This window comes from Niveibacterium umoris (assembly GCF_014197015.1).
Lineage (GTDB): Bacteria > Pseudomonadota > Gammaproteobacteria > Burkholderiales > Rhodocyclaceae > Niveibacterium > Niveibacterium umoris.
In genome coordinates this window covers 242,279-263,855 of record NZ_JACIET010000001.1, presented here as the reverse complement: position 1 = coordinate 263,855, position 21,577 = coordinate 242,279, and the positions used below count along the sequence as shown (strand labels likewise).

General features: G+C 60.4%; 21 protein-coding genes and 6 tRNA genes. 1 reads left to right on the top strand and 26 read right to left on the bottom strand.

The genetic code is table 11. The annotated features are described in order from the left end of the window. Positions 1-85: 85 nt before the first annotated feature. The 24 genes from GGR36_RS01150 to rpoE all read right to left on the bottom strand — a co-directional run bounded on the left by GGR36_RS01150 (position 86) and on the right by rpoE (position 18,035). The gene (locus GGR36_RS01150) at positions 86-769 is read right to left on the bottom strand and encodes a hypothetical protein (protein WP_183630970.1); all 684 of its coding nucleotides are present in this window, start codon (positions 767-769) and stop codon (positions 86-88) included. A 446-nt stretch (positions 770-1,215) separates the two neighbouring features. Further along, positions 1,216-1,291: transfer RNA gene (locus GGR36_RS01145), tRNA-His, on the bottom strand. A gap of 24 nt (positions 1,292-1,315) precedes the next feature. Further along, positions 1,316-1,392 (bottom strand) — tRNA-Arg (locus GGR36_RS01140). Between the two features lie 29 nt (positions 1,393-1,421). Beyond that, a tRNA-Pro gene (locus tag GGR36_RS01135) sits at positions 1,422-1,498 on the bottom strand. Positions 1,499-1,623: 125 nt separating this feature from the next. After that, positions 1,624-3,252, bottom strand: coding sequence for a DEAD/DEAH box helicase (locus tag GGR36_RS01130; protein ID WP_183630968.1), 1,629 nt, complete (start codon positions 3,250-3,252; stop codon positions 1,624-1,626). A 384-nt stretch (positions 3,253-3,636) separates the two neighbouring features. After that, positions 3,637-3,712: transfer RNA gene (locus tag GGR36_RS01125), tRNA-Gly, on the bottom strand. A gap of 7 nt (positions 3,713-3,719) precedes the next feature. Continuing rightward, positions 3,720-3,793: transfer RNA gene (locus GGR36_RS01120), tRNA-Cys, on the bottom strand. A 74-nt stretch (positions 3,794-3,867) separates the two neighbouring features. Further along, positions 3,868-3,943 (bottom strand) — tRNA-Gly (locus tag GGR36_RS01115). Between the two features lie 39 nt (positions 3,944-3,982). Then, complete coding sequence (gene pgsA, locus GGR36_RS01110) at positions 3,983-4,558, bottom strand: CDP-diacylglycerol--glycerol-3-phosphate 3-phosphatidyltransferase (protein WP_183630967.1); 576 nt, start codon at positions 4,556-4,558, stop codon at positions 3,983-3,985. Between the two features lie 27 nt (positions 4,559-4,585). After that, entirely contained in the window at positions 4,586-6,388 is a 1,803-nt protein-coding gene (gene uvrC, locus GGR36_RS01105) for an excinuclease ABC subunit UvrC (RefSeq protein ID WP_183630966.1), read from the bottom strand. Positions 6,389-6,395: 7 nt separating this feature from the next. After that, positions 6,396-7,442, bottom strand: a complete 1,047-nt coding sequence (gene nagZ, locus GGR36_RS01100) for a beta-N-acetylhexosaminidase (RefSeq protein ID WP_183630965.1) — start codon at positions 7,440-7,442, stop codon at positions 6,396-6,398. A 48-nt stretch (positions 7,443-7,490) separates the two neighbouring features. Next, complete coding sequence (gene acpS, locus GGR36_RS01095) at positions 7,491-7,889, bottom strand: holo-ACP synthase (RefSeq protein ID WP_183630964.1); 399 nt, start codon at positions 7,887-7,889, stop codon at positions 7,491-7,493. A gap of 10 nt (positions 7,890-7,899) precedes the next feature. Further along, complete coding sequence (locus GGR36_RS01090) at positions 7,900-8,664, bottom strand: pyridoxine 5'-phosphate synthase (RefSeq protein WP_183630963.1); 765 nt, start codon at positions 8,662-8,664, stop codon at positions 7,900-7,902. Next, entirely contained in the window at positions 8,661-9,377 is a 717-nt protein-coding gene (gene recO, locus GGR36_RS01085) for a DNA repair protein RecO (protein WP_183630962.1), read from the bottom strand. The genes GGR36_RS01090 and recO overlap by 4 nt, the downstream gene beginning before the upstream one ends. A gap of 35 nt (positions 9,378-9,412) precedes the next feature. Next, positions 9,413-10,321 carry a GTPase Era gene (gene era, locus GGR36_RS01080; RefSeq protein WP_183630961.1) on the bottom strand — a complete coding sequence of 303 codons (909 nt, stop codon included), beginning with the start codon at positions 10,319-10,321 and terminating at the stop codon, positions 9,413-9,415. Beyond that, the gene (gene rnc / locus GGR36_RS01075) at positions 10,318-10,989 is read right to left on the bottom strand and encodes a ribonuclease III (protein ID WP_183630959.1); all 672 of its coding nucleotides are present in this window, start codon (positions 10,987-10,989) and stop codon (positions 10,318-10,320) included. Before rnc ends, era begins: the two co-directional genes overlap by 4 nt. A 7-nt stretch (positions 10,990-10,996) precedes the next feature. Next, positions 10,997-11,368, bottom strand: a complete 372-nt coding sequence (locus GGR36_RS01070) for a DUF4845 domain-containing protein (protein ID WP_183630957.1) — start codon at positions 11,366-11,368, stop codon at positions 10,997-10,999. 15 nt (positions 11,369-11,383) lie between these two features. Then, positions 11,384-12,172: a signal peptidase I gene (gene lepB / locus GGR36_RS01065; RefSeq protein WP_183630955.1), complete on the bottom strand. Its 789-nt coding sequence runs from the start codon at positions 12,170-12,172 to the stop codon at positions 11,384-11,386. A gap of 23 nt (positions 12,173-12,195) precedes the next feature. Further along, the gene (gene lepA / locus GGR36_RS01060) at positions 12,196-13,992 is read right to left on the bottom strand and encodes a translation elongation factor 4 (protein WP_183630953.1); all 1,797 of its coding nucleotides are present in this window, start codon (positions 13,990-13,992) and stop codon (positions 12,196-12,198) included. A gap of 100 nt (positions 13,993-14,092) precedes the next feature. Beyond that, positions 14,093-15,514: a DegQ family serine endoprotease gene (locus GGR36_RS01055; RefSeq protein ID WP_183630951.1), complete on the bottom strand. Its 1,422-nt coding sequence runs from the start codon at positions 15,512-15,514 to the stop codon at positions 14,093-14,095. Continuing rightward, the gene (locus GGR36_RS01050) at positions 15,511-15,957 is read right to left on the bottom strand and encodes a SoxR reducing system RseC family protein (RefSeq protein ID WP_183630949.1); all 447 of its coding nucleotides are present in this window, start codon (positions 15,955-15,957) and stop codon (positions 15,511-15,513) included. Before GGR36_RS01050 ends, GGR36_RS01055 begins: the two co-directional genes overlap by 4 nt. Then, entirely contained in the window at positions 15,954-16,922 is a 969-nt protein-coding gene (locus tag GGR36_RS01045; protein ID WP_183630947.1) for a MucB/RseB C-terminal domain-containing protein, read from the bottom strand. Before GGR36_RS01045 ends, GGR36_RS01050 begins: the two co-directional genes overlap by 4 nt. Beyond that, on the bottom strand, positions 16,919-17,428 hold the full coding sequence (locus tag GGR36_RS01040; protein WP_183630945.1) for a sigma-E factor negative regulatory protein: 510 nt from the start codon (positions 17,426-17,428) through the stop codon (positions 16,919-16,921). Before GGR36_RS01040 ends, GGR36_RS01045 begins: the two co-directional genes overlap by 4 nt. A gap of 7 nt (positions 17,429-17,435) precedes the next feature. After that, positions 17,436-18,035 carry an RNA polymerase sigma factor RpoE gene (gene rpoE, locus GGR36_RS01035; RefSeq protein WP_183630943.1) on the bottom strand — a complete coding sequence of 200 codons (600 nt, stop codon included), beginning with the start codon at positions 18,033-18,035 and terminating at the stop codon, positions 17,436-17,438. Between the two features lie 85 nt (positions 18,036-18,120). On the opposite strand from rpoE, the gene nadB reads away from it, so the two are divergent. Further along, positions 18,121-19,875, top strand: a complete 1,755-nt coding sequence (gene nadB / locus GGR36_RS01030) for an L-aspartate oxidase (RefSeq protein ID WP_242533116.1) — start codon at positions 18,121-18,123, stop codon at positions 19,873-19,875. Here the strand turns inward: nadB and GGR36_RS22315 are convergent. Together GGR36_RS22315 and fabF are read right to left on the bottom strand one after the other, a co-directional pair. Beyond that, a complete protein-coding gene (locus GGR36_RS22315; protein WP_207064340.1) occupies positions 19,823-20,287 on the bottom strand; it encodes a protein YgfX in 465 nt (154 codons plus the stop codon). The genes nadB and GGR36_RS22315 overlap by 53 nt on opposite strands. A gap of 20 nt (positions 20,288-20,307) precedes the next feature. Next, positions 20,308-21,546, bottom strand: coding sequence for a beta-ketoacyl-ACP synthase II (gene fabF, locus GGR36_RS01025; RefSeq protein ID WP_183630941.1), 1,239 nt, complete (start codon positions 21,544-21,546; stop codon positions 20,308-20,310). Positions 21,547-21,577 lie beyond the last annotated feature (31 nt).

The window sequence follows — 21,577 nt, the reverse complement described above, 5'->3', positions numbered from 1 at the left end:
CGCGGCAAATCTGGATCGGGCGGTTCAGGGCGCCCCTGAAATGAAAACGCCCCCCGGCAGTGACCGGGAGGCGTGACTGTAGCAATCAGTTCGTGATCAGGACATATTCGTTTGCGATGCCACGATTGCGCACGCGCACGTTGAACTTGCCGGTCCACGCGGGGGTGAAGCCGCAGACCATGTCATCGGAGTTGTCGTCGTCCTTGCAGATCAGGTTGCCGTTCTCGTCGTAGACGTACAGATCGAGATCGGAGTCGCCATCACCGCTCACCAGGATTCTGGCGGGCTCGCCGCCGGTGAAGACAACGTCGAACGAATCCACTTCGCCGGAACCGACCACGGTATGGATACGGCCCGGGCCACGATCACGCCCGCGCGACCCGGTCTTGGCCACGTCGTCGGCCAGCGCAATGATGTCCGGGCGGCCCGCAGCCAGTTCCCGCGCATGCGCGAGGATCACGTCGGGCGAATAGCCATCGGGCCGGCCCTTGTCTGCGCCAGGCTTGCCGCCGGTGCGCTTGGCGGGGGACTCGACAGTGCCGGCCTCCTTGATGATCTTGGCCGCGGTGATCAAGGCAAGCGGATCGCCATTTGCATTGCCGTAACGCACCAGCGCATGGGCCGTCGCAATCTTGTCGACCGCGGCAGTGGCTGGTGTCGGAGCCGCTTTGGCGCTGTTGAGATTCGGCTTCTTCTGTGAAGCGGCCATTGCGGTGACGGCAAAACAGCAGCTCAATGCGGCAATCACCAGCTTGCGGGAAATCGTCATGAAAGGGCTCTCCTGTGTGGGTACGACTTGAAGTCAAGATTTGGTCCCGGCGACTTGCGCCAACCGGCATCTCTTCTTCGCTTTAGACGGCAAGCCGGCCAAGCTGCCAGGCAAGGTCTGCGCGAACACCCAGCTTATCGGCGCCGAGTGAAGCATTCTTTATCGACGATCGATTTCACACACGGTAACAAGGTGACGTCCGCCTTACCAGTGTCGCAGCGCGCCAGCAGCACGACTCCCACCTGCGTCGCTGCAAGCAGCAGGGAATGCAAATTGCGTTGCAGGTGCAAGGCCAGGATGGGCACACCGCCAGCGGCCAGGAGGGGAAGGAAACCGGGCGAGCATTTTTGACGGGGACTCACGCAGCGCCGAAGTAAGGAGCCCATGCCCGCGGCGCCCCGGAAAGCGAAAAACCCGCCAGAAGGCGGGTTTTTCTTGGGAAAGCTTGGGGCGACATACCGGGATCGAACCGGTGACACCTGGAATCACAATCCAGTGCTCTACCGACTGAGCTAATGCCGCCACTGGGTACTACTCTGCAAGGTTTGGCCCGCCCGACAGGACTCGAACCTGTAACCCCCGGCTTAGAAGGCCGGTGCTCTATCCGGTTGAGCTACGGGCGGGTTCTGTCCGAACGTTTATCCAAACTTGCTGGTCGGGGTGGAGAGATTCGAACTCCCGACATCTTGCTCCCAAAGCAAGCGCGCTACCGGACTGCGCTACACCCCGAGAGGGCGAGAATATACACAGACACCGCCCGGTCGTCAAATAAGCTTGCAGCACGTCTGCGTTTCCGGCGCTGAAGAGTGCTCATTCGGGTAGCCGGAACGGCGACATCGAAGCCGCCGATCCGGTCAGTTCTTGTCGCGCTTGCCACCAAGCAACGCCGCTACCGCCTTGAGTGCGCGCCGAGCACCGCTTTCTTCAACCGGTTGCGCTGGGCGCGTTGCCGGCGTGTGCTGTGCGGCGGGGCTACGCGGCGCATTCCTGCTGCCCTCGCCTTGCCCACGGCGACCACCGTCGCCACGCGGCGCGGCAGCGCCCGGACGGCGGCCCTCCCCTTGCGGCCTGGCCGGCCGGCCGCTCCGCGCTGGAGCGCCGTCGGCCGGCTGCCCACCGGCAGCAGCGGGCTTGGCCGGGGCAGCGTGCCGCTTGGGCGCTTGCGCGGTCACTGCGGCGGGCTTCCCGTGCCGGGGGCCGGGCTGCTGCCCGCGGGCCGGATGCTGTTGCGGCGAAGCATTGCCGCCACGCCCACCACCGCTACCGCGACCACCACGCGTATGCGCTGGCGCGGGATGAGCCGGGCGTGCATGCGTTTCGCCGCCCACCGGGAGTGCAACCGGCACAAAGTCCGGATCGTTGACCCGATCGATTTTGCGCCGCATCAGGCGCTCAATTGCCACCAGATGCTTCATCTCCTCATCGTCGACCAGCGAGATTGCTGCACCACTCGACCCGGCACGACCGGTACGACCAATTCGGTGGACATAGTCTTCCGGCACGTTTGGCAACTCGAAATTCACAACCTGCGGGAGCTGGTCGATATCCAAGCCGCGGGCGGCAATGTCGGTCGCCACCAGCACCTGCAGATCCCCCGACTTGAATTCGGACAAAGCGCGGGTGCGCGCGTTCTGGCTCTTGTTGCCGTGGATCGCCAAGGCGGGTATGCCGTCCTTGTCCAGCTGCTCTGCCAGGCGGTTGGCGCCGTGCTTGGTGCGGGTAAAGACCAGCACCTGGAACCACTGGTGTTTCTTGATCAGATGCGCCAACAGGTGCCGCTTCTGTTTCTGGCCAATGAGGAACACCGACTGCTCCACCAGTTCGCTCGCCGTATTCCGCCGCGCCACTTCAACGTAGCCGGGCTTGTTCATCAGCCCATCGGCGAGCGCCTTGATCTCATCCGAGAACGTAGCCGAGAACAGCAGGTTCTGGCGCTGCTTGGGCAACAGCGCGAGCACCTTCTTGATGTCGCGAATGAAGCCCATGTCGAGCATTCGATCCGCCTCGTCCAGCACGAGGATCTCAACGTCGGACAAGGACAGCGTCTTCTGGCCGATGTGGTCCAGAAGACGTCCGGGAGTCGCAACAAGGATATCGAGAGGCTTGCGGAGCCCCGCGATCTGCGGATTCATGCCGACGCCACCGAACATCACCATCGATGTCACGTCCACATATTTGCCATAGGTCTGCACCGACTCTTCCACCTGCGCGGCGAGTTCGCGCGTCGGGGTCAGGATCAGGCAGCGCGGCTTGCCAGGCGTCGCGCCCTTGGGCTTGGTCACGAGGTGATGGAGGATCGGCAATGTGAATCCGGCCGTCTTGCCGGTGCCGGTTTGCGCGGCAGCCATCAGGTCACCCCCCTGCATCACCAGAGGAATCGCCTGCGCCTGGATCGGCGTCGGGTGCGTGTAACCGGCCTCGCCGATTGCACGCAATAGGGGTTCGGCCAGCGCCAAGCTGGCAAACGTAACTTCGGAATTCATGAAACTGCTCCAGCGACGGCCCGTCTCTCGAAATCGAGCGACACCAATCCAGGCTGACGAGAATGAGATCGGCGAAAAGGCCTTGGGCCGTGCGATCGGGTGGTAATCAGAGACCGCAGCGAAGATTGGAAAACGCTGGGTGGGCGCAGCATACCCGTGATTGACGCGAAAGTCAGCAGGAACTCTCTGACGCCGTAATGCCTGCAGTTCTCAAGATCATCCCAGCAGGCCAGTCCCGGATTTGCAGGGTGGGCTTCGGTACGTACCCGCGCCCAACCGGGAGCGCTCAGTCGTCCGTGCACGTCGGCTGACGCGCAACCACACCCAACGACCCAGGAAAGCAAACAAAAAAGGGGAAGGCTAAAAGCCTTCCCCTTCTGTGCCTGGAGCGGGAGACGAGTCTCGAACTCGCGACCTCAACCTTGGCAAGGTTGCGCTCTACCAACTGAGCTACTCCCGCAGTACTCTGGAGGCGCGGGCCGGAGTCGAACCGACCTACACGGATTTGCAATCCGGTGCATAACCGCTTTGCTACCGCGCCGTGTGCGGATCAACCTGTGACGACCCGCAGCCTAACTAAAAGGGGAAAGCACCGGGCTTTCCCCAAATTTCGGCTGGAGCGGGAGACGAGTCTCGAACTCGCGACCTCAACCTTGGCAAGGTTGCGCTCTACCAACTGAGCTACTCCCGCGTCGCAGAGAGATGAATTATAGCCGACTTTCTGCCAGCGTCAACCCTTTCCTGCCTCGGACAGCGCAACGGCGGCCCGCTTCAGGTAATAGCCCATGGACCACAGGGTGAGCACCGCAGCCACCCAGATCAACAACATTCCGACAGGATTGACCGAGAAGCCAAACAGGTTTCCATTAAACAGCAGCACGGGAATGGCAATCATCTGCGCGGTCGTCTTGAGCTTGCCGATAAACGAAACCGCGACACTGCGTGAGGCGCCGACCTGGGCCATCCATTCACGCAGCGCGGAAATCGTGATTTCGCGCCCGATGATGACAAACGCGATCAATGCATCGACGCGCCCCAACTCCACGAGCATTACCAACGCCGCGCCGACCATGAGTTTGTCGGCCACCGGATCGAGGAATGCGCCAAATGCCGACGTCTGACCCAGCTTGCGCGCCAGATAGCCGTCAAACCAGTCAGTTACGGCCGCCGCAACGAACATGACGCACGCCCAGATATTCTTTTCCGGCATCGAGAGCCAGGTTTCGGGCAGATAGAAGACGCCGACAAACAACGGAATGAGAACGATGCGGGCCCAGGTCAGGGTGTTCGGAATATTTAGCTGCATGTGCGGGTTGGATGAGGCGCCAGCGATTCAGTCGCGTAGCGCATTGTAGATCGCTTCCGCGAGTTTTCGATTGACGCCGCTGACGCGACAGAGGTCTTCGACCGTCGCCTCCTTGACGCCAGCGAGCCCGCCAAACGTCTCGATGAGTTTCTTGCGACGCGTCGGCCCAATTCCGGGGATATCGTCGAGACGAGATCCGACGCGCGCTTTGGCTCGCTTCGCGCGCATTCCGGTGATCGCGAAACGATGTGCCTCGTCGCGCACGGTCTGGATCAGGTGAAGCCCGGCGTGCTCGCCACCGAGCACCAGCGGCGCCCGATTGTCGGGGAATACCAATTGCTCCAGCCCTGCCTTGCGCGCCTCGCCTTTCGCAACCCCCAGCATGGCGATCGTTTCCAGACCCAGTTCGACGAGCACTTCGTAAGCCACGCTGACCTGCCCCTTACCGCCGTCGATGAGGATGAGGTCGGGCCGTGCCCCCTCCCCCGCAGCCACCTTGCCATAGCGTCGCTCCAGGGCCTGTCGCATCGCGCCGTAGTCGTCGCCGGGTTCGACACCCGCGATGTTGAATCGACGGTACTCGGACTTCTTCATTCCGCCGTCTTCCCACACCACGCAGGACGCGATCGTGGCCTCGCCCATCGTATGGCTGATATCGAAACATTCGATGCGCTGTGGCGCATCCTGAAGTTCGAGCGCCGATCTCAATGCGTCCAGCTGGTCCGCAACGCGCCCGGATTCGCGCAGGCGGATTTCGATTGCCTCACGGGCATTGCGCTCGGCCATCTCGACCCACGCTCTTTCGGCCTCGAAACGCGGGGCGACCACGGCAATCCGGAGTTCAAGTGTCTCATCGACAAAACGGCGGGCATCTTCGGGCACCACCCCCGACACCACCAAACGGGTTGGCGCAGGATGTTCGAGGTAGTGCTGCTCGATGAAGGCCAGCAATGCATCGCCGGCGCCCAGCGTCTCGCCGCCTTGCGGAAATTGCGGACGATCACCAAGGTGGCGTCCGCCTCTGACCATCGCAAGGTTTACGCAGACGACGCCCGCAACTTCGACCGCAACCACGACATCCACATCTTCGTCACGACCGGAGTCGACGAACTGCTTGTGCAGAACAGTCTGCAGGGATCGGATCTGGTCGCGGAAAAAGGCTGCTTCTTCGTATGCGAATCGCTCTGCCGCCTGCTGCATTTGCACGCCAAGCTGATCGATGATTTCGCTATGGCGCCCGTCGAGAAACATGCTCGCCATCCGAACATCGCGTGCGTAATCCTCAGGCGAGATCAGCGCAACGCAGGGGGCGGAGCAGCGTTTGATCTGGTGCAGCAGACAGGGCCGCGAGCGATTGGCGAAGACGCTCTCTTCACAGGTACGCAGGCGGAACATCTTCTGAATCAGGTTGACGCTTTCACGCGCCGCCCAGGAACTGGGGAAAGGTCCAAAGTAGCGCGAACCCTTGGCAAATGCCCCCCGATAGTAAGCAATGCGCGGAAACGCATCGCCGCTGAGCATGATGTACGGGTAGCTCTTGTCGTCGCGAAAGAGGATGTTGTACCGCGGCTTGAGGGCCTTGATGAGGTTGTTTTCGAGGATCAGCGCTTCGGTCTCGGAGCGCACTGCCGTCGTATCCACCCGCGCAATCCGCGACACCATCAGCGCGATGCGCGGACTCGGGTGGTTTTTCTGGAAGTAGCTCGATACGCGACGTTTGAGGTTCTTGGCCTTGCCGACGTAGAGCACCTCTTCGTCAGCGCCGATCATGCGGTAGACCCCCGGGGATTCGGTCAGCGTCCTCAGGAACTCCCGCGCATCAAATGCCATGAGCGGCTCAGGCAAGCGTGGCGTTGAAATCGGATACGGCGCGCTGGGCGCTGACGTACTTCGCTTCCACCGCGAGGTCGAAAGCGTCGCGATCTACGCTCGGGCGAAGAGCCTGAATGCGTGCGGTGCTGGACGCAGAGACCTGCGGGTGCCATTTCGCCAGAAGCGTATCCGCCAGATCAGGCCGGTTGCAGACGAGCACCATGTCGCACCCCGCCGCATACGCGGCGTCAGCGCGTGCGGCAATATCTCCGGCGACGGTCGCCCCCTCCATCGTGAGGTCGTCCGAGAAGATGACCCCGGTAAAGCCCAGGCGCTGACGTAGCACTTCCTGAAGCCAGTAGTGCGAAAACCCCGCCGGCTTCGGGTCGACCTGGGTGTAGATCACATGCGCCGGCATGACGCCAGCAAGCTGTCGCCCAAGGCGGTGCCGGTAAGGCGCAATGTCCTGCTCCCAGATCTGGTCGAAACCGCGCTCGTCCTGCGGCAGCGCGACGTGGGAATCGGCTTCGGCCCAACCATGACCGGGAAAATGCTTGCCGACCGCGCCCATACCGGCTTCGCGCAGCCCGACCACAAGCGCCTGCGCCAATGAAGCCGCAACAGCGGGGTCACCGGAGAACGCGCGATCGCCAATGACCGAACTGCGACCATGGTCCAGATCGAGCACCGGGGTGAAACTCAGGTCAACACCGTGAGCCAGCAGCTCTGCGGCCAACACGTAGCCCGTGTGGCGCGCCAGTTCCAGCCCCTCGACGTGATCGCGCAGCCAGGCAGCGCCGAGCGCGCGCATCGGCGGCAAGCGGGTAAAGCCACTACGAAAGCGTTGTACGCGGCCGCCCTCATGGTCGACCGCAATGATCAGGGCCGGCGAGCGCAGCGCATGAATGTCGCGCGCGAGTGCCGCGAGTTGCTCAGGCGACTCGAAATTGCGTGCGAAAAGAATCACGCCCCCGACGAGCGGATGGCGCAGCCGCTGGCGCTCATCGTCGGTCAAGGAGACGCCCGCGACGTCGCACATCACGGGTCCAAGTGGCAACTCAAGCGGGGTCATGAATGATTATCCTGAATGTGCAAGCGTCGGGCCGAACCAGGAGCTCGGCTAGGCCGCATCTGCGCTCTGGCCGCGATGTTCGATCAAGGCAAAGGCCACGACAGATTCTTTTTCATCGCTGATCGACAGATGCGCGACCCACTGCCGGGCATGCATCGCCTGTGCAAGGGGAACATCGAAGGCATAGACCGGTTTGCCCAGATCGTCATGGGCGACCGAGATCGCACGCAGTGTTGCCGGGGGGCGCAGCCCGGTGCCAAACGCTTTCGCGAAAGCCTCCTTGGCGGCAAACCGCTTGGCGAGAAAGCGAGCGCCATCTCGCACTGCGCGATAGTCGTCGAATTCGTTGGCAGCGAGGATACGTTCGGCAAAGGCATCGCCATGCCGTTCAAGGGAGGCCCGCACACGGGCAATCGCGACAATATCGGTGCCAATGCCGACGATCATGGCGCCTGCGTCAAGCGTAGAGATGCGGTGCCGCGGCGGCTTCGCGCATCAACCGCTTCATTTCGCCCACTGCTTCCCGCAGGCCAACGAAGACCGCACGGCTGACAATTGCATGGCCGATGTGAAGCTCGCGGACCCCCGCGAGGGCCGCCACTGGCTGAACGTTGAAGTAGTTGAGCGCATGGCCGGCATTGAAGCGCATTCCGAGCCCGACAATCGCGGCGCCTGCTGTGCGGATCTTCTCCAGCTCGGCGAGGACCGCCGGGCTGCGGGCATCACGCCCCTTCAGGTGGAATGCCTCGGCGTAGGGGCCGGTGTGGATTTCGCAGACGCGGGCGCCGACGCGCGCCGCAGCCTCGACCTGGTCGAGTTCCGCGTCGATGAATACGCTGGACTGAATACCGGCATCCGCCAGCCGCGAGATCGAATCGCGGATCCGCGATTCGTTGGCGACAATATCCAGACCGCCTTCGGTGGTCACTTCCTGGCGGCCTTCCGGCACCAGCATCGCCATCTCGGGCTTCAAGCGGCAGGCAATCGCGACCATTTCATCGGTTGCCGCCATTTCGAGATTGAGTTTGATGTGGGTGAGCTCACGCAGCCGGCGCACATCCTCGTCCTGAATATGTCTGCGATCTTCGCGCAGATGGACGGTAATGCCGTCCGCCCCGCCCAGGTGGGCTTCTACGGCGCCCCACACCGGATCGGGTTCATAGGTGCGGCGCGCCTGGCGCAAGGTGGCGATATGGTCAATGTTGACGCCGAGTTCGATCACAGTTCCTGCAACTCCAAGAAAATTCGTCGGGATTCGAGCGGACGCGCACCGACCAGGTTGCCGATCAGGCGTCGCATCAGTGTTTTGGCCTGCAACAGCGTTTCGGGATTCGAGAGATCACTGCGTGCGAGGTCTAGCAATACACGCCCGGAAAGCACGTGCTCACCTTGCATTTCACGATCGGCAAGCACGGGCCCTCGCTCGATTATAAAGACGTAGAAAGCTTCCGGCCTGACCGGCAGACCCTGTTCGTCGGTATCGAACGTTGGGGCGTAGCCGAGTTCGCTCAGTAAGCTCAGTTCGAAGCTGCGCAGCAATTGATCCTGCGGCTCGCCCCGGGAAAGCCCCGCCAAAAGCGCAGCATAGCCGTCGAACAAGCCTGGGTGCGGATCTTCACGGGGCAGCAAACGAACGAGCAACTCGTTGGCGTAATAGCCACACATCAGCGCACTGCCGGAAAGCATGGGCTGTCCGCCTGACCACTCCGCCGCGACCAGGGTCTTCAACTCGCCGCTACCGCTCCAGCTCACATCAAGCGGTTGAAATGCCAGCAGTACACCGCGGAGTGCGGAGCGCGGTCGGCGTGCGCCTTTTGCCACCAGCGCGACACGACCGTGATCACGAGAGAGCACATCGACGACATAACTCGTCTCACGCCAAGGGTGCGAGTGCAACACGAAGGCGGGTTGTTGTTCGACTCGCTTGTTGGCCATCGTCGCTGCTCAGATCGGGCTGCGAGTTCGCCCTATCACTCGATGCCCAGACTCTTGAGCGCACGTTCGTCGTCGGCCCAGCCACCCTTCACCTTGACCCAGACTTCAAGATAGACCGGGCCATCAAAGAGCTTTTCCAGATCAACTCGCGCTTCGCTCGATACCCGCTTGAGTTTCTCGCCGCCCCGGCCGATCACCATCGCCTTGTGGCTTGGCCGATCGACAATGATTGCCGCAAAGATGCGCCTTACCGGGCCATCGAGTTCAAATTTCTCGATTTCTACCGCAAGGCCATAGGGGAGCTCTTCGCCGAGCAAGCGGAACAGCTTTTCGCGGATGAATTCGGCAGCGAGAAAACGTTCGCTGCGATCGGTGATGTCGTCCGCATCGAATATGGCCGCCTGTTCAGGAAGCAGAGGACCGCAGGCCTTGAGCAATTCGTCGGCATTCGCGCCAGTCTCCGCCGAGAGCGGAACGATCGCAGCAAAATCCCTCTCGCCAGCCATAGCTGCAATAAACGGAAGCAATTGCGCTTTATCGGCGATGCGATCGACTTTGTTGATCACCAGCACGACCGGCACGTTTGCCGGCAGCAATTCAAGGACAACCCTGTCTGGCGCCGTGAAACGGCCCGCTTCAATGACAAACAACACAACATCGACATCGGACAGCGTCTGGGTGACGCTGCGATTCATTGCGCGATGCAAAGCATTGGAGTGTTGCTTCTGGAATCCGGGCGTATCTACAAAGACGAACTGGTGCGTATCATTGGTCAATACACCGGTAACGCGATGGCGCGTGGTTTGCGCCTTTCTCGACGTGATGCTGATCTTCTGACCGATCAGATGATTCAGCAAGGTGGACTTGCCAACGTTCGGCCGCCCAACGATCGCCAGAAAGCCTGTGCGAAAACCATTGGAGTCTGGCTCTGCGATATCTGTCATAGCGATTCGATCCGATCCAGCGCAGCACGCGCAGCTTGTTGTTCCGCGGCGCGACGACTCGTACCACGCCCCTTGGTTTCAAGCATCAGCGCAGGGATGCGACAAGTCACCTCAAATTCCTGTGAATGCGCTTCACCGCGAACCTGCGCCATATCGTATTGCGGCAGGGGGTGACGCCGTGCCTGCAACCACTCTTGCAGTGCGGTCTTGGGGTCTTTGCCTGCCGTTTTCAGGTCAATCGCCGCAATCGAATCCCGATAGAGTCGATTGATCGCCTGACTTGCGGCATCGAATCCGCCATCAAGAAACACCGCGCCAAAGATCGCTTCCAGCGCATCTGCGAGGATTGATGGTCTGGCATGCCCGCCACTTCTCAGTTCGCCCTCGCCGAGTCGAAGCAAAGCACCCAGATCAAGAGCGATTGCATGTGCGTGCAAGGCGTCCTGCTTCACCAGCCCCGCTCGCAAACGGGATAGAGCCCCCTCATCCAGCTCCGGGAAACGCTCAAAAAGGGCTCGCGCGACAACACAATTCAGCACACCATCGCCAATGAACTCGAGCCTTTCATTATGCATGGCGCCAAAACTGCGGTGCGTCAAGGCTTGCGTCAGCAATGCCTCGTCGGCAAATCGATAACCGAGCGCAGCCTGCAATGCGACACGACTCATCGTGTTGCTATTGTGCAGCTGCAGGATCTGCTGCGCTTGAAGCCGAAAACTGGAACAGCAAACTTATGTTCGCGACGAGTGGAATCGTTCGCTGCCACTCTGCGGTGACAATCCAACGACCGTTCTCCTTGCTGATCGCGAGGTCATTCATCGTTACAGAATTGATGTCTTCGACACTTGCTTTGCGATTGAACATACTCCGAATTGCTTCGGGACTTGACGCGTCGCCGCTAGATGCAATTGCAGTCAACGCCTTCTTAACCGCGAAATACTCGTTATAGACGGGCACCATTCGCATGGCCATGATGATCGCGCCGATAATGAGGATCGCCGCAATCAAGGTGCCAATCAAGGAAATCCCACGCTGTTGTTTCCGCATAGATCACTCCGTGGTTCAGTGGAACGATCCAATCCGGGACAGATCCCCGAAATGGAACCAGACAAAGAACGCCTTGCCGCGCAGGTTTTCATCAGGCACAAAGCCCCAGACGCGAGAGTCGGAACTCTGATCCCGGTTGTCACCCATCATGAAGTAATGGCCGGGCGGCACCTTGCAACGAACGCCTTCCACAGTATAGACACAGTTCTCGCGACCAGGATAAGGCAGCGTTTGGGCCACGAAAGGCGGCGCGTCGGCGTCGTTCAGGAGTTGGTGATCGGTTTCGCCAAGTTTTTCGACATATCGGTGCGAGTACTGAAGCCGATCGGTATGAAGGTAATCCTCGACCTGACGAACCGCAATTTCCTGACCGTTTACGCGCAGGCGCTTGTTGATGTATTCAATCGAGTCGCCGGGCAGTCCGACAACCCGTTTGATGTAGTCCTGTGACGGGTTCTGCGGGTAGCGAAAAACCACCACGTCGCCGCGCTTGGGAGAACCGGTATCGACGATCTTCTTGTCGATCACAGGAAGACGGATGCCATATGCAAACTTATTGACCAGAATGAAATCGCCGACCAAAAGCGTCGGAATCATCGAGCCAGAAGGAATTCGGAACGGCTCAACCAGAAACGAACGCAGCAAAAAAATCGCCAACAGAATCGGAAAGAATCCCGCGCCCCATTCAACCCACACCGGCTCCGGCGATCCTTCCGGGCGCTTCTTGCGGAAAACAAAGCGGTCCGCACACCAAAGTGCGCCGGTCACCACCGAAAGCACGAACAGAATCAACGCGAAATCCACATTCACTCCTGGTAATTCGAGGGTTACTTGCCGTCTTCGACTCGCAGGACAGCCAGGAAGGCCTCTTGCGGGATTTCAACGTTTCCGACCTGTTTCATGCGGCGCTTGCCCTCTTTCTGTTTCTCGAGGAGCTTCTTCTTCCGGGTAATGTCGCCGCCGTAGCACTTCGCTAGCACGTTTTTGCGCAAGGCCTTGATGGTTTCGCGCGCGATGATGTGCGAGCCGATTGCCGCTTGCACCGCCACATCGAACATCTGGCGCGGAATCAACTCGCGCAGCTTTGCCGCGAGTTCACGACCGCGATATTGGGCATTGGCGCGATGGACGATCACCGACAGGGCGTCGACCTTTTCGCTCGAGACGAGGATGTCGAGCTTCACGACGTCTGCCGTGCGGTATTCCTTGAAATCGTAGTCAAGCGATGCATAGCCACGAGATACCGACTTCAATTTATCGAAGAAATCCATGACGACTTCGGCCATGGGCATGTCGTAAATCAACTTCACCTGACGGCCGTGATAGTGCATATCGACCTGATTGCCGCGCTTCTGATTGCAAAGCGTGATGACCGGGCCGAGATAGTCCTGCGGCACGAAGATTGTCGCGGTGATGATCGGTTCCCGAATCTCCTCAATCTTCGAGATTTCAGGAAGCTTCGACGGATTTTCGACCTTGATCACTTCGCCGCTGCTGAGCACGACCTCATACACCACGGTCGGCGCAGTCGTGATCAGGTCCATGTCGAATTCGCGTTCCAGACGCTCCTGCACGATCTCCATGTGCAACAGGCCAAGAAAACCGCAACGGAAACCGAACCCCAGCGCCTGCGACACCTCCGGCTCATATTGGAGCGAGGCGTCGTTGAGTTTGAGCTTTTCAAGCGACTCGCGCAGTTGATCGTATTCGCTCGCCTCGACCGGATAGAGGCCTGCGAAGACCTGTGGTTTGATTTCCTTGAAGCCTTCAAGCGGTTCAGACGCCGCCTTGTTGGCGATGGTTATCGTGTCGCCCACCTTCGCAGAGGTCAGCTCCTTGATGCCGGCAATCACGAAACCGACTTCGCCCGCGGACAACTGATCCCGCGACACCGATTTCGGCGTAAATACACCTACCTGCTCGCAAAGGTGCTGCGCACCGTTGCTCATGAACAGGATCTTGTCTTTGGGGCGCAGCGCGCCATCGACGACTCGCACAAGCATCACGACGCCGACGTAGTTGTCGAACCAGGAATCGATGATCAGCGCCTTGAGCGGTGCATCGACCGTGCCGCGCGGAGCGGGCACCTTGCTGATGATCGCTTCGAGGATTTCGTCGATGCCCATGCCGGTCTTGGCGGAACAGGGGATCGCCTCGGTTGCGTCGATCCCGATGACGTCTTCGACTTCCTGACGTGCGCTATCGGGATCCGCCGAGGGCAGATCCATCTTGTTCAGAACAGGCACCACTTCGACACCCTGCTCGATTGCCGTGTAGCAGTTGGCCACGGTCTGTGCTTCAACACCTTGCGAAGCGTCGACCACCAACAGTGCACCTTCGCACGCAGCAAGCGATCGGCTGACCTCGTAAGAGAAGTCAACATGTCCGGGCGTATCGATGAGGTTCAGGTTGTAGACCTGTCCATCTTTTGCGCGGTAGGACAGCGCGGCTGTCTGTGCCTTGATCGTGATGCCCCGCTCGCGCTCGATATCCATCGAATCGAGCACCTGAGCCTCCATTTCACGGTCGGAAAGGCCGCCGCAACGCTGGATGAGCCGGTCGGCAAGCGTAGACTTGCCGTGGTCGATATGGGCAATGATCGAAAAGTTTCTGATGTGCTGCATGCCACGAAAAAAGGGTGCGTTGCCGCACCCTTCTCAGGAATTCATCGGGTTTGAGAACGCGCGAGTATAGCCGATACGCCCATTGATCGGCGGTTCAGGACTACTCTGGCACCCGCAGACTGACAAAACTCTGTGTATCGCCCCGACGCACCAGCAGCGAGACACTTTCGCCCTGCTCGATCGAGGCGGCAAAGCGGTTGAACTGCTCGACGTTGCGGAACTCCACCGGAGCCCCCTTGCGCGCGGCGGACAGGATCACGTCCCCGCCCTGCAATTGCGCTCTCGCCGCGACCCCTCGGACATCCTTGACGGAAACCCCGATTTCGCCGCGATAGTGGCGTCGCTGCTCGGATGAAAGTTGCGCCACAACCAAGCCGAGGCGATTGGTCCCCGCGCCTTCCACGCGTTTGGGTGGCACGCGGCGCGGTTCTGGCGCTTCATCGGCGAACTCTTCAACGACCAAAGCCACATCTTTGACCGCGCCACGGCGCCAAACCTGCATTGACGAGCGCGAGCCGGGCCGGGTTGCCCCGACCAGACGAGGCAGGTCGGAAGATGTGGCGACCGGCTTGTTATCGAATTTCAGGATCACATCGCCAATCGCAACGCCCGCGCGCTCCGCGGGTCCACCTTTTTCCACACTGCTGACCAGCGCCCCGACCGGGCTCTTCAAGGCAAAACTGTCGGCCACATCCTTGGTGACCTCCTGGATGACCACGCCGATTCGCCCGCGGGTCACCCGACCAAAGGTTCGCAGCTGATTCTGAACGTCCATTGCCACTTCAATCGGTATGGCAAAGGAAAGCCCCATGAAGCCGCCGGTCTCGCTGTAGATCTGCGAGTTGATACCCACGACTTCGCCTTTCAGATTGAACAGCGGCCCACCGGAATTGCCCGGGTTGATCGCAACGTCAGTCTGAATGAATGGGACCAAAGACTCGTCGGGCAAGGAGCGCCCCTTGGCACTCACGATGCCCGCGGTCACGGTGTGATCGAAACCGAATGGCGAACCGATAGCCATGACCCAGTCGCCAACCCGCAACTTGCTGCTGTCGCCTACCGGAACTCTTGGCAAGCCCACGGCATCGATCTTGATCAGCGCCACATCCGATCGCTTGTCCGCGCCAATCAGGCGACCACGGAATTCCCGTTTGTCGGTCAGTCGCACAAGGATGCTATCGGCATCCTCCACGACATGCGCATTGGTCAGGATGTAGCCGTCGGCGGAAATGATGAAGCCAGAGCCCATCGAATCGCCTTCATCTTCATCGCGCGGAATCCGGGGATGCTTCGGCATGAAACGTCGAAACCATTCCTGCATCGGATCCTTGGCATCCGAATCGGCACGCTTGCCACGAGTACGGATCTGCTCGGTGCTTACGTTAACGACCGCCGGCGCCGAGCGGTCCACCAGATCCGCCAGCTCCGGCAAGTCGCGAGCGGCAACGGAACCAGACCAGACACCCAGCGCAAGGACCAACTGGCAAAGCAGCATTCCAAATACGTTCGTGCGCACGCTCATGTCGCCCTTCCCGATAGTGCTTCCGGACTCGACGCGACGACCTGAACGTTGAACTGCGCCACCCACCTTTTCGCCAGCATCTTTGCTAGCAGGGCGCCCGCAACGCAGCCGGTCAGCGCGCCAGCCACTGCGCCTGCATCGTTGGCGGCGATGGATCCGATTACCGCCCCCAGCAACATCCCGGCAAGCGGCAAGCCATAGGCGACGCCCGCAGCCAGGAGCGGCGCACGCGGATTTACGACGACCTCCACCTCGTCGCCAGCCTGCAGCGCAGCGTCCGATTCCACCGCATACGTCGTGCAACGCCCGCCGAAGATCTTGCCCAGGACATCCGAGCCACATCCCCCGGTTTCATTGCAACGGCCACAGCCCCCTTCGGCGCCGACCTTGACGATCGCGGCTCCGCCTTCTACGCGAAGAACAATTGCCTTGCGAGTCGTCATTTGCGCTTGATCTCAATGGCTTCGGCCAGTCTGCGTACAGTTTCCGGCGGCACTTCTCCCAGCGCAGTCACCAGATACTGCCCCGTCAGCGCACGCTTGAATATGCGAGTTGGGCCTGTGCTGCTCTCTCCAAGGGTCGCTGTGGAACTGCCCGATGTAGGCTCTACGAATACCGAAATGGTCGCCAAGCCATCGGAGAAAACAAGATGCAAAGCCTCGGCGCCGCCGGCCTTGATCCTGCGCCGGACAGCACTGATCTGCTTGAAGCCCGGGACATGCGCACCGCAGGTCACCCAGTTCTCTTCCGGCTTGACGACCTCGCCGCGCGCATTGATCTCGCGCCAGTCCTTTGCGAGAACTGCATAGGATGAACGCACCTTGTCACGCTCGACCAAACCACCAATCGTGACTTCAGAAAAGGCAAACTGTTCGACCGACCCACCATTCGCGTCGAGCATGCGAGACTTCAGCAGCAGACCGCTGGCCGGCTCGATCCAGAATACGTGGCTATATCGCAAGCCATCACGCGCATCGAGCAGCACCTGCTGCGCAGGCAAGCCAGCTACGCGGTCGAGCGACCCCATGCGTACGCCATAGTTTCCGGCCAATTGATCCGGCGAAAAATGTGACCACGCCGGGAATCGACGCGGCATGGCATGGTCAGAGATGACGATCTTCTCTTGTGGCAGGTAGAAACGGACCTCGCCATTACTGCGCACGATTTCCCGTGGGGGCCCGTCGAGCGTTTCGAGTCGCTCGTAGTCGCCCGTCGCATCAGTGATGTGGGCAATGCGCGACGTTTCGGACGATTTCCCGGCCTGGTAGACAAAGGTCCCAGAAAAAGTCAGCGACGCAGCGGCGCTGCTGACTTTACCCAGCCATGCAATAGCGTCCGGGCGATCTGCCGCGGACGCGGGACTCATGACGGCAATGGCGCAACAGCACGCGACCAGCGCGCGCCTCATCGTGCCATCTCTCCGTTCTGCACATCGGCAGCCGTTCGCATGTAGTAGCCCACACCGGGCACCGCCTGCGCCCCCGCGTAGCCGTGATGCGCCAACAGGTATGCGCGCTCGGTATCCTGCGCGGGCGCCTGTTGCCGCACAAGTGTCGGATGGGCAGATGCTGGCGCCGTTGCCGGCAGGCCCGTGCGCACGCCCATCCAGCCCACGACGGCCACACCGGCGATGGTGGCGGCGATGGGCAAGTAACGGTCCCATGCGCTTTTTGATCGTGCCGTGGTCGCGCGGACACTGGGCGCCAACACCGTCGGCTCCTGCTCCAGTCTTCGCAGTACATCGTCGGTGAAATCACTGCGGAGCGCCAGCTCGCCCCTCATCACGTCGCCGATCAGGGCATATTCGTTCCAGCACTTGCGCAAATCGCGATTGACCTTGATGGCATCGCAAGAACGCGATACCTGGTCCGCATCCAATTCACCATCGATCAATGCCGACAACTGCTCTTTCATGTCTCGCTCACCATCGTTTTTCCGGATTCGTATCGAGCAGCGGCCGCAAGCGCTCCGCTATAGCTTCGCGCGCCCGAAAAATCCGTGATCTCACTGTTCCGATCGGACACCCCATAACGGTGGCGATCTCGTCGTAACTCAATCCTTCTATTTCCCGCAAGACGATTGCTGTTCGCAACTCTTCCGGCAATGCCTCGATCGCCACGTTAACGGTTTCACCGATCTGCTTGGTCAACAACAGCCTTTCGGGCGTGTCGTTGTCGCGCAGCAAGTCGCCTTCTTCGTACCCTTCCGCCTCTTCCGAATCAATATCCGTCGATGTCGGGGCGCGACGACCCTGCGACACCAGGTAATTCTTTGCAGTGTTGATCCCGATCCGGTACAGCCAGGTATAGAACGCACTGTCGCCGCGAAAAGCAGGCAGGGCACGGTATGCCTTGATGAAGGCTTCCTGCGTCACATCCTCGACTTCTGCCGGATCTCGAATCATCCGCGAAAGCAGTCGCGCGAGCTTGCGCTGATACTTGGAAACCAAGAGACCAAAGGCCTGCTTGTCTCCGCGCTGCGCACGCTCAACCAACTGCAAATCCAACTGACGGTCGCTCATGGGAATGGGTAGTGAGAACAGTGGTTCGCGCTCTGAGTGGCGCAAAAACCAGTATACCCCAGCCCCTGAAGGCGGCCGCTTACGCTTGCAAAGACCCGGCAGAATGGAAATAGTTCAGTCAACAGCAGGGTCATTTGTCGCGTCCGCACGGGATGCCCTGCGACGGCCACGTGCTATATTTGCGCATCCCCTTTCTCACGGTAGCGCGCCCCGCGCCGTCATTCCCGTGCTTCAGTTCGACGTCCTGATCCTTGGCAGCGGTCTTGCTGGCCAATCGCTTGCTCTGCGGCTCGCAGATCACCATTCGGTCGCCCTCGTCACCAAGTGCCAACTCGAAGACAGCGCCAGTTCATGGGCACAAGGCGGTATTGCTGCGGTGGTCGATCCGATGGATTCGATCGAGGCGCACGTCAAGGACACGCATATCGCCGGCGCCGGCATCTGCGATGACGATGCCACGCGCTTCGTTGTCGAGCACGGTCGTGAAGCTATCCAGTGGCTCGCCTCTCAAGGCGTCCCCTTCACACCCGCAGAAGAAGGTCCGCTGCACATGCACCTGACGCGCGAAGGCGGACACAGCCATCGCCGGATCGTGCACGTCGCCGACGCGACCGGCGCTGCGGTGCAGGAGACGCTGACCCAGAAAGTGCGCGCTCATCCGAACATTCGGGTCTTCGAACATCACATTGCGGTTGATCTGATCGTCGGACACCGCATCGGGCGCGGCAACGCTGGCTGCCTTGGCGCCTACATTCTGGACATCGCTGCTGATCGGGTGAGTACCTTTGCGGCCCGCAATACCGTGCTTGCGACTGGAGGCGCCGGCAAGGTGTACCTCTACACCACCAACCCTGACACAGCGACCGGCGATGGCATCGCGATGGCGTGGCGTGCGGGCTGTCGGGTCGCGAACATGGAGTTCATCCAGTTTCATCCGACTTGTTTGTACCACCCGCAGGCGAAATCGTTTCTGATTTCCGAGGCCGTTCGGGGGGAAGGCGGGTTGCTCCGTTTGGCTGATGGCACCCGATTCATGCCGCATCACGACCCGCGCGGCGAACTTGCGCCGCGCGACATCGTTGCCCGCGCAATCGACTACGAGATGAAGCGCCACGGCCTCGATTGCGTCTACCTGGACATCAGTCACCGGCCGGCAGACTTCATCAAGGGACATTTCCCCAACATCTACGCCCGCTGTGTGGAGTTGGGCATAGACATCACGCGCGAACCGATTCCGGTCGTTCCCGCTGCGCACTACACCTGCGGCGGCGTCCTCACCGACCTACGCGCACGGACCGACCTCCCCGGTCTATACGCAGTCGGAGAAACCGCGTGTTCCGGATTGCATGGTGCGAACCGCCTCGCGAGCAACTCTTTGCTCGAATGCGTGGTCTTTGGAGAAGCCGCGGCACAGGACATCATTGATCATCCGCGCACGATCGCTGACGACCTTCCGGAATGGGACGAGAGCAAGGTGACCGACGCAGATGAATCAGTGGTGATCGCGCACAACTGGGACGAACTCCGCCGCTTCATGTGGGATTACGTCGGCATCGTCCGCACTACCAAACGCCTTCAACGCGCACAGCACCGCATCGCGCTGCTGCACAGGGAAATTGACGAGTTCTATGCCAACTTCCGCGTCAGCAACGACCTGATTGAACTGCGGAATCTAGTTGTCAGCGCTGAACTGATCGTGCGCGGTGCACTACTGCGCAAAGAAAGCCGAGGGCTGCATTACAGCCGCGACTATCCCGATATGCTCCCCAAGGGGAAGCCGACGATACTCAGAAATGCTCGCTGGCCGAAGGATATGGAGCGCTGGACGAATCAGCGTTAAACGCGCGCCAACGTAACCAGCTACGCAGCAAGCGCCATTCGGCATCAGTCAGCGCCGCTTTCGTCAAGCACAGCCGCAGCATTCCTCCGGACGCGGGACGCCGCCAACACAGCACGACAAAGAAACCGTAGTCCTTCGATTCGCGATTGAGCGCTATCGCCTGCGGTTCGCAGCCCGGACCGCGGACGTGGATCTGGCCTTCATCGGTGAGTGTGATGACAAGCCCACGAGCCGCGGACCAAGCACGGTATGCGAGCATTGCAGACGCGCAAACCGCGACCAACCCAGGCCCGAGTGCCACGCCCGAAACGCCTGGGAAGTTCAAAAGCAGCAAGGCGCACGCATGAAGCCCGACAAGCAAGCCCCAGAAAAAGACTGAGGCTTGCGGACGAATTTCGCCGGCAAGCCTCATCGTGATTCCCAGCCCGGTCTTCAGACTTTGCGGAACACCAGTGTCGAGTTGGTGCCGCCAAAACCGAATGAATTCGACATAGCAACATCGATCTTCATCTTGCGGGCCACCTTTGGCACGTAATCCAAGTCACACCCCTCGCTGGGCGAATCGAGATTGATCGTCGGCGGCGCGATCTGATCGCGAATTGCAAGGGTCGTGAACACCGCCTCGATGCCGCCAGCGGCGCCTAGCAGGTGCCCAGTCATCGACTTGGTCGAACTCACTGCGAGCTTGTACGCGTGATCACCAAAACAACGCTTCACCGCCACCGTTTCGGCCAGATCACCGAGCGGCGTCGAAGTGCCATGCGCATTGATGTAGTCGATCTCGGCAACGTCGGTCTTCGCGTTGCGGAGCGCGTTGCGCATGCTGCGCGATGCGCCCTCGCCATCCTCGCACGGTGCCGTAACGTGGTTGGCGTCTGCACTCATGCCGTAGCCGGCAAGCTCTGCATAGATCTTTGCGCCACGCGCTTTTGCATGTTCGTACTCTTCGAGCACGAGCACACCGGCGCCTTCGCCCAGCACGAACCCATCACGGCCCTCATCCCACGGACGACTGGCACCGGCGGGATCGTCGTTTCTCCCCGAAAGCGCGCGTGCCGCACAGAAGCCACCCATTCCAAGGAAGGACACGGTGCCCTCAGCCCCACCGGCAACAATGACATCAGCATCACCGTACTCGATCAGACGCTGCGCCTCGCCGATAGCATGATTGCCAGTCGCACAAGCGCTGACTGTGGCGAAATTGGGCCCCTTGAAACCGTACTGGATCGACAACAGCCCTGAGATCATGTTGATGATCGACCCAGGCACGAAGAAGGGCGAGATCTTGCGCGCACCGCCCTCAAATGCTGCGCGCAAGGTGTCCTCGATCATCGGCAAACCACCGATGCCGGAACCGATGCAAACGCCGATACGTTCGGCATTTTCAGGATGCTCGCCGATGCCCGCATCCTTGAGCGCATCGATTGCCGCTGCGACACCGTAATGCACAAACTTGTCGTAGCGACGCGCCTCCTTGCCAGAGACGTACGTCGTTACGTCGAAGTTCTTTACTTCGCCGGCAATCTGCACCGGCAAGACCGAAGCATCAAAACGCGTGACATGAGTGATGCCGGAACGCCCATTAAGGATGTTGTCCCAGGCTTCGGAGATGGAATTACCGACCGGGCTGATAATGCCGAGACCGGTGATGACGACTCTACGACCGCCCAAAGTGCGCTCCGGATCCAGTTTCAATTAGAAA

Coding starts and splice junctions, on each gene's coding strand:
- GGR36_RS01055 (WP_183630951.1), bottom strand. CDS start 15,514: ATGAGCGTGCGCACGAACGTATTTGGAATGCTGCTTTGCCAGTTGGTC.
- GGR36_RS01045 (WP_183630947.1), bottom strand. CDS start 16,922: ATGAGGCGCGCGCTGGTCGCGTGCTGTTGCGCCATTGCCGTCATGAGT.
- GGR36_RS01130 (WP_183630968.1), bottom strand. CDS start 3,252: ATGAATTCCGAAGTTACGTTTGCCAGCTTGGCGCTGGCCGAACCCCTA.
- GGR36_RS01040 (WP_183630945.1), bottom strand. CDS start 17,428: ATGAAAGAGCAGTTGTCGGCATTGATCGATGGTGAATTGGATGCGGAC.
- GGR36_RS01050 (WP_183630949.1), bottom strand. CDS start 15,957: ATGACGACTCGCAAGGCAATTGTTCTTCGCGTAGAAGGCGGAGCCGCG.
- rnc (WP_183630959.1), bottom strand. CDS start 10,989: ATGAGTCGTGTCGCATTGCAGGCTGCGCTCGGTTATCGATTTGCCGAC.
- GGR36_RS22315 (WP_207064340.1), bottom strand. CDS start 20,287: ATGAGGCTTGCCGGCGAAATTCGTCCGCAAGCCTCAGTCTTTTTCTGG.
- acpS (WP_183630964.1), bottom strand. CDS start 7,889: ATGATCGTCGGCATTGGCACCGATATTGTCGCGATTGCCCGTGTGCGG.
- lepA (WP_183630953.1), bottom strand. CDS start 13,992: ATGCAGCACATCAGAAACTTTTCGATCATTGCCCATATCGACCACGGC.
- recO (WP_183630962.1), bottom strand. CDS start 9,377: ATGGCCAACAAGCGAGTCGAACAACAACCCGCCTTCGTGTTGCACTCG.
- GGR36_RS01150 (WP_183630970.1), bottom strand. CDS start 769: ATGACGATTTCCCGCAAGCTGGTGATTGCCGCATTGAGCTGCTGTTTT.
- pgsA (WP_183630967.1), bottom strand. CDS start 4,558: ATGCAGCTAAATATTCCGAACACCCTGACCTGGGCCCGCATCGTTCTC.
- era (WP_183630961.1), bottom strand. CDS start 10,321: ATGACAGATATCGCAGAGCCAGACTCCAATGGTTTTCGCACAGGCTTT.
- rpoE (WP_183630943.1), bottom strand. CDS start 18,035: ATGAGCGACCGTCAGTTGGATTTGCAGTTGGTTGAGCGTGCGCAGCGC.
- uvrC (WP_183630966.1), bottom strand. CDS start 6,388: ATGGCATTTGATGCGCGGGAGTTCCTGAGGACGCTGACCGAATCCCCG.
- GGR36_RS01070 (WP_183630957.1), bottom strand. CDS start 11,368: ATGCGGAAACAACAGCGTGGGATTTCCTTGATTGGCACCTTGATTGCG.
- nagZ (WP_183630965.1), bottom strand. CDS start 7,442: ATGACCCCGCTTGAGTTGCCACTTGGACCCGTGATGTGCGACGTCGCG.